Consider the following 6,375-nt stretch of genomic DNA (forward strand, 5'->3'; position numbering starts at 1 on the left):
TTACGCGAGCCCTTTGGCCGGGGCCCAGAAATCGGGCGGCATCAGATCATTTTTCCGCATTTCCGACAATTCGACCTCCAGCAACCGCGCCTGCGATTCGGTGGCGACAGCGCGATACGTCTTCATATCCCACCAGACCGCGAACGTGCGATAGCGCTCGTCCGGATACGACGACGGCGGAATCCACCAGGCCACGTTCGCGCCGCTGCTGCGATAGAGCCGCAAGGCATGCTCGGGCGCATGGCTGGTGACATAGCGGACGCCCAGCAGCATCGCGGCGTGCACGCACGCCCGGGCCATCCACTCGGCGAGGGCGTGACGATACTCCGAATCACGGGCAGCCCAACCGGCCTTGCATTCGATCACGCCGTACGGGATCTGGTCCGCGACCAGATGGCGGAACGCCGGTCCGCCCTTCAGACCGGCCCAGCTGGCCACCGCACGCATCTCGTCGACGTGCTTGTGCGGACCCTCGGCTCGAACGCCGGCGACGACCCGGCCATCCGAGTCCAGCGCGACGAAGAACAGGGAAGTGGAACGACCATCGATCACGGTGTCGTAATCGAGCGCTTCCGCGGAATCGAACCGGCGATACGCTTCGAGCGCGCCATCCATGTACCGACGCCACAGGTCAGGGTCCGCCTCCGGCGGACCGACCAGAACGGTGTATCCCGTTTGCGTCTCCCGAAATCGGAGCATGTCAGCGCCGGGACCTTCCACCGGGGCCTGCACGATCGGTTCGACTGCCATACAGTTCCACTCCACTAAACAACTGACCCGCGACTGCCGCGTCGTCGCCGATACGGTCGTGTATCGACGGTCGTCGGACGTGGGCGCCTAGGGGAGTATCCGTCAGCCAACTGAAATTGTCCAGGCGTCCGGCAAATCCCCCGAAACCCGAACGCGTCTCCGGAAATCTCGCCAGGTCAAACCATTGCTATCAGTCATGAATTCCAGCGACAAGACCAGTCGGTTCCCAATCAGTTAACGATTGGCAATCACACCAGGATGGAGATGAAAAGCTCCAGTTCGGCCGGGCCGGACCAGATCTCGATCTCTTCACGGTAGGCCCGGGTTATCTCCGCGGACGCGGTCGCGTCGTCGACCTGAGCCCACACATCCTCGGCCGGATCGTGGTAGTCGCCGTTCGGGCGGAAGCGGGCGTAGACGCCCTTGGGGACGCGGATGAGAACGTCACCGACGGGGACGTCGGCGGGGCCGGGGTACTCGTAGGAGACCAGCACGTTGTAGTTGCCCGCGGGGTCGGGGACGTAGACCGTGGCCAGCGGGCGATCCACACCGCCGCGGTCGCGCAGGCGGTCGCGCAGGAACTCGATGAGCTCGCTGTTGGAGACCTTGAAACTGGGGCGCACCCGCGGGACCACCAGGCCGCCGTAGACGCCGCCGGGGCGGACCACGATCGAATAGGTCATGAGGGCTCGACCGCCAGGTAGAGGTCGATCTTGTAGGCGTGCGGATAGGTCTCGAAGTCGCCGGTGTGAATGCGCTTGATCTGCTTGTGTTCTTCCGCGTAGGCGATCTGGGTCCACAGGTCGGTCATGACCTGCGGGAAGTTCCCGACCGAGGAGAAGCGGGCGTAGGTGCCGCGCGGTAGGCGGGCCACCACGTGGCCGCGGGTCACCTCGTCGAGGGAGGCGCACTGGTAGCCGACGATCTGGGTGTTGTAGGTACCGAGCTCGCACGCGTAGTCGGTGTAGGCCGAGGCCAGCGGTCCGCCCAGTTCCTGGTGCAGGACGGCGGCCCAGGCCACCTCCAGATCGTGGTCGCGCAGTTCACCGAGGGCACGTTTCGGGCTGCGCACCGGCAGCCCGGCAACCCACGTTTCGTCCCGCTCGACGATCTCGAACTGCATTGGTATGGAACTCTCTCGGAGGTGTGATTCACAGCCAGTCGGCCAAGCCTTCGCCATGCTATCAATCACCCCGGAGCGTGCTCGACGACACGACAGCGGCGCCGCGGCGAGTGCGATCCGGCGGCTCAGGCGGCCGGACCGTCGTCGCGACGGCGGCGGTGCGGGCGGGCCATCGGGGCGTGCCAGTGCCGGAACAGGGCGATCAGGCGCAGGATCACGGCGCCGGCACCGGCCAAACCGCCTGTCCAGTAAGTGTATTGGCCGTAGTGCAGCAGCGTCGCCGTCACCGCGGAACCGAGCAGCGCGGGGACGGCGTAGAGCTCGCCGTCGGAGAGCACGCTCGGGGTGACGCCGGCCAGCACGTCGCGGATCACGCCGCCGCCGACCGCCGTGACCACGCCCAACGCGGCCGCCGAGGTGGCCGACATGCCGTATTGGAAGGCGGTGACGGTGCCGGTCACACAGAAGATGCCCAGGCCGATGGCGTCGGCGACATTGAGCGGGGTGCGGGTCACGCGCATCGGGGGATGCCAGAAGAAGATGAGCAATGCGGCCAGCAGAGCGATTCCGGCGTAGGAGAGCTGGACGAAGGCGACCGGCGGGGTGCGTCCGATGATCAGGTCGCGAATGACGCCGCCACCGGTCGCGGTCGCCACGGCCAGTACCGCGATGCCGACCACGTCGAAACGGCGACGCACCGCGAGCAGTGCGCCCGAGGCGCCGAATGCGAACACGCCCACCAGGTTTCCCGCACTCTGCGCCGCGTCGGCGGCGGAGCCGAGTTCGACGAGATCACTCATTGCGTGGCCGGTTCCCTTCCTGGTCGCTAACTCTCGGCTACCGGCGCTCAGTATGCCCCGCCCACCACATCGCCGCGTCGCCGCACGGTTCGACCCGTGGTGCGCTTGAATCTCAGGGTGTGCCGCACAATTGCCCAGCTCGACGCGGAACTTACCGCGTGCCGCGCCTGCCCCCGCCTGGTGGCCTGGCGGGAGCGGGTGGCACACGACAAACGGGCCGCTTTCAGTGACGAGAATTACTGGGGCAAGCCGGTTCCCGGCTACGGGGCGGACGATGCCCGGCTGCTCATCGTCGGCCTCGCGCCCGCCGCGCACGGCGGCAATCGCACCGGGCGCATGTTCACCGGGGACCGCAGCGCCGATGTGCTGATCGCGTGCATGCATGCGGCGGGCCTGGCCAACCAGCCGACGAGTGTCTCCGCCGACGACGGCCTGCGACTGGTCGGCACCCGATTGACCGCGCCGGTCCATTGCGCGCCGCCCGACAACAAACCCACTCCCGGCGAGCGCGACAACTGCCGCCACTGGCTCCTCACCGAACTGAACCTGCTCGCACCGACTCTGCGCTCGATCGTGGTGCTCGGCGGCTGGGGCTGGCAGGCCCTGCTGCCCGCCCTGGCCGAATCCGGCTGGGCGATACCCAAACCCCGCCCCAAGTTCGGCCACGGCGCCCACGTCGAGCTCGCGCCCGCCCGTCCCGATCGCTCACCCCTCCACCTGTTCGGGACGTACCACCCATCGCAGCAGAACACCTTCACCGGCCGCCTCACCCCGGCGATGCTAGAGCAGGTCCTCACCGACGCCGCCCACGCCGCGAGCGACCGGAACGGCTAGGATTCGGTCGTGAGCAGGGCCGATGATGAATTCGAGGGGGCGGCCACCGACGGTGCGGCCGGCGGCGTGAAGATGCGCCGCAGCCGGGCCGAGACACGGTTGCGATTACTGGACGCGGCGTTCGAGGCCTTCGCGGAGGAGGGGTTCGGGCGGTGCTCGGTCGAGCAGGTATGCGAGCGGGCCGGATTCACGCGCGGGGCGTTCTATTCGAACTTCACCTCGCTGGAAGAGCTGTTCCTGGCCATGTGGGAGCAGCGCTCGGCGCGCATGCTGGCGGACGCGGCGGCCATGCTGGATACGCCGGGCGGGGTGGCGCAGGATCCCCGCCGCGCCGTGGAGCAGGTGCTGGCGTCGGTTCCGCTGGACGACAAGTGGTTTCGCATCACCTCGGAGTTCACCGCACACGCACTGCGCAATCCGGAACTGCGGCAGGTGATGGTGGCGCGCGAGGAAGCCATCGGAGCGGCACTCATCCCGGTGGTGGTGACGCTCATGCGGCGTAACGGCCGGCGGGTACCCGATCCCGCCGGGCTGGGCCGCGCGCTGGTCGCCGTGCACGATGGCACGCTCGCCCAATGCCTGCTGGAGCCGGACAATCCGGCGGTCCGGGAGTACCGGATCGAACTGTTCCTGCGCGTGCTCGACTCTTACAGCGAGCCCGTCGACTGACCGTCGACCCTCGCCAGGGCGGCCCGCAGCTCCCGCACGCTGTCGTCGCGGAATTCGGGCAGCTCGTGCTCGATGCCGTGCAGCACATCGATGGCGTGATCGGCACACGACCAGAACTCGAGCTTCGCGATCAGCCTCTCGTCCAGCGACCGCCCGCGGTAATCCTGCACGCGCCGAACGAATTCCGCCCCCGCGCCCGACCACAGATAGCACAGGTCATAGTCCGGATCCCCGATCCGGACATCCCCGAAATCGATGACCCCGGTGATCCGATCCCCCGTCACGAGCAGATGATCGAGACTCACATCCGCATGAGTCAGCACCGGCTCATATTCGAAATTCCCGTCCACGGACAGATATTCGCCCCACAACTCGACCAGCCGCCACCCCTCCGCTTCCGGCAGCAACGGAATCACCTGCGCCCGAACCAGATCCAGATCCTCCGCAAATTCGGTCCGCGGATCCCATTCCGGCACACCGAGCTCCCGCGCCCGCTCCGCCGAAAAAGCATGCACGGCATCCACGAATTCAGCCACCGCCCGCGCCGTCTCCCCCCGCTCCAGCAGCCCCCGAGCCCGCCACTCCCGCCCACCCAACACCTCCCCCGGCACCTCCGGATACACACAGCACTCCCCCGGCCCGATCGGATTCACCGCAGTGAACAGATACCGCGGTATCTCCAACCGCACCCCCACCGCCAACTCCGCCAACAACCGCGCCTCCCGCGCAATCCCCTCCGCCCCGTCCTCCCCTTTCGGCATCCGCACCACGAACCGCTCCCCCGCGACCACCGCCGACACCGCCAAATGATCCTGCCCCTCCCCCAACACCCGCAGCCGCCCCCGCCCCAACTCCGCCCACCCCGCCCCCACCAACATCCCCCGCACCCTCTCCTCCCAATCCCCCAGCTCCCGCCCATACCCACTCATATCCACCCACCCATCCTACGAAAACCATCCCCAACCAGCCGATTCGTCCCCACCCCACCCCACCTGCTAAAGTTCTCCATCGCGGGCCGGAAACGACCCCGCGGGGCTATAGCGCAGTTGGTAGCGCGTCTCGTTCGCATCGAGAAGGTCAGGGGTTCGATTCCCCTTAGCTCCACCAATCGTGTCATTGCACGAACCGACTCCATTGGGGCTGGTACCGCAGAAGCGGTACCAGCCCCAATGTCGTTTCCGGGTTGGGGGATGCGGAAGGTGGGGACTGAGCTCGGCGGGGCCAGATAGACTGGTGCGCTGGAGGATCGGCGTGAACCAGAACAGTTTCGCCGCGTCGAGGAGGGGTACGCACGTGAAGTTCCGGCGTAGGAACGTCGAGGCACTCGGCGATCTGGTCTGCGGAAACCTCGGTGCCGACGATCCTGCTCTCGACCAGGCGGCGCGGTACTTCCCGTATCGGTCGAGCATGTACCTCACTGAGTTCTTTCAGGAACTCGATACCGACTGGGTACATGACGGCAGCACAAGGCTGCTGAGGTTGTCGCCTGTTGGGACGGTGTACCTGATGCGAGTGTCAGCGCAGATTACGTCAGCGATCTTGACTAGGGCGCGGAGGTCGTCGGGCTCGAAATGGTCGATGTTCGGGGCGATCACCTCGTTCACGCATTCGGCGTAGGCGAGATTCATCAGGCGGTTGATCACCGCGCCACCCGGCCGGTCCGGGTCCCCGTAGTACACCAGGATCATTGACCATCCGCGCTCGGCGGCAAACGTGTGGATCCGCGCCTCGTCTTCGGCCCATCCCTCGCCGGACAAGTCCGGTCGGAGGAATCCGATCACGTAGTTGCTCATGGTCGTACCCCTGCATAGTCGCGGTACACCGGCCGGGTGATCGCGAGACGGCCGCGGTCCGTGCAGTGCCACCCTGCTGGGCCTTGCCGGGTGCTCATCGCCAGCCCAGTGCGCGACAGTCGCAGCAGCGCCCGGTGCACCGAGGTCTCGGGCAACCTGGTCGTCCGGCAGAGTTGCCGCACGGTCAGCGCGTGCGGAGGGTCGAGGCTCGCCAGTGCGCCAAGGACTTTCGCCTCGGATTCGGTGAACGCCATCGGTCACCACCCTCTGCTGATCGGCACGTAGGGGCGTGGTGGCTCGGCTGCCAGGCGCGCTTGAATGTCGGCGACGGTTAGCCGCTTCGGCCGCCGGGTGCGTTCGGCGTCCGGCAGCGAATGAGCGGCGAGGAAAACCAGCACTAGTGTCC

General features: G+C 67.0%; 9 protein-coding genes and 1 tRNA gene. 3 read left to right on the top strand and 7 right to left on the bottom strand.

Going from position 1 to position 6,375, the window contains the following annotated elements; all coding sequences use genetic code 11:
* The 4 genes from NS2_RS16970 to NS2_RS16985 form a co-directional block, all read right to left on the bottom strand.
* Positions 1–750, bottom strand: coding sequence for a hypothetical protein (locus NS2_RS16970; protein ID WP_083414827.1), 750 nt, complete (start codon positions 748–750; stop codon positions 1–3).
* Positions 751–998: 248 nt separating this feature from the next.
* Positions 999–1,433, bottom strand: coding sequence for an effector binding domain-containing protein (locus NS2_RS16975; protein ID WP_033088513.1), 435 nt, complete (start codon positions 1,431–1,433; stop codon positions 999–1,001).
* Complete coding sequence (locus NS2_RS16980; protein WP_033088514.1) at positions 1,430–1,873, bottom strand: GyrI-like domain-containing protein; 444 nt, start codon at positions 1,871–1,873, stop codon at positions 1,430–1,432. The genes NS2_RS16975 and NS2_RS16980 overlap by 4 nt, the downstream gene beginning before the upstream one ends.
* A gap of 125 nt (positions 1,874–1,998) precedes the next feature.
* Entirely contained in the window at positions 1,999–2,673 is a 675-nt protein-coding gene (locus NS2_RS16985) for a trimeric intracellular cation channel family protein (RefSeq protein WP_033088515.1), read from the bottom strand.
* Between the two features lie 117 nt (positions 2,674–2,790).
* On the opposite strand from NS2_RS16985, the gene NS2_RS16990 reads away from it, so the two are divergent.
* Both NS2_RS16990 and NS2_RS16995 read left to right on the top strand, forming a co-directional pair.
* Positions 2,791–3,507, top strand: coding sequence for a uracil-DNA glycosylase (locus NS2_RS16990; protein WP_033088531.1), 717 nt, complete (start codon positions 2,791–2,793; stop codon positions 3,505–3,507).
* A gap of 72 nt (positions 3,508–3,579) precedes the next feature.
* Complete coding sequence (locus NS2_RS16995) at positions 3,580–4,176, top strand: TetR/AcrR family transcriptional regulator (RefSeq protein ID WP_033088532.1); 597 nt, start codon at positions 3,580–3,582, stop codon at positions 4,174–4,176.
* On the opposite strand, the gene NS2_RS17000 is transcribed toward NS2_RS16995, so the two are convergent.
* Complete coding sequence (locus tag NS2_RS17000) at positions 4,155–5,054, bottom strand: phosphotransferase (RefSeq protein WP_183121214.1); 900 nt, start codon at positions 5,052–5,054, stop codon at positions 4,155–4,157. The two genes, NS2_RS16995 and NS2_RS17000, sit on opposite strands and share 22 nt — an antisense overlap.
* Before the next feature lie 153 nt (positions 5,055–5,207).
* Here NS2_RS17000 and NS2_RS17005 point away from each other — a divergent pair.
* Positions 5,208–5,283 (top strand) — tRNA-Ala (locus tag NS2_RS17005).
* A gap of 320 nt (positions 5,284–5,603) precedes the next feature.
* Here NS2_RS17005 and NS2_RS36080 read toward each other — a convergent pair.
* Positions 5,604–5,969 (bottom strand): hypothetical protein, encoded by a 366-nt coding sequence (locus NS2_RS36080; RefSeq protein WP_033091773.1) that lies wholly within the window; start codon positions 5,967–5,969, stop codon positions 5,604–5,606.
* Entirely contained in the window at positions 5,966–6,223 is a 258-nt protein-coding gene (locus tag NS2_RS38460; RefSeq protein WP_071812170.1) for a helix-turn-helix domain-containing protein, read from the bottom strand. Before NS2_RS38460 ends, NS2_RS36080 begins: the two co-directional genes overlap by 4 nt.
* Positions 6,224–6,375: the final 152 nt, after the last annotated feature.

This window comes from Nocardia seriolae NBRC 15557 (assembly GCF_007990715.1).
GTDB classification, from domain to species: Bacteria; Actinomycetota; Actinomycetes; order Mycobacteriales; family Mycobacteriaceae; genus Nocardia; species Nocardia seriolae.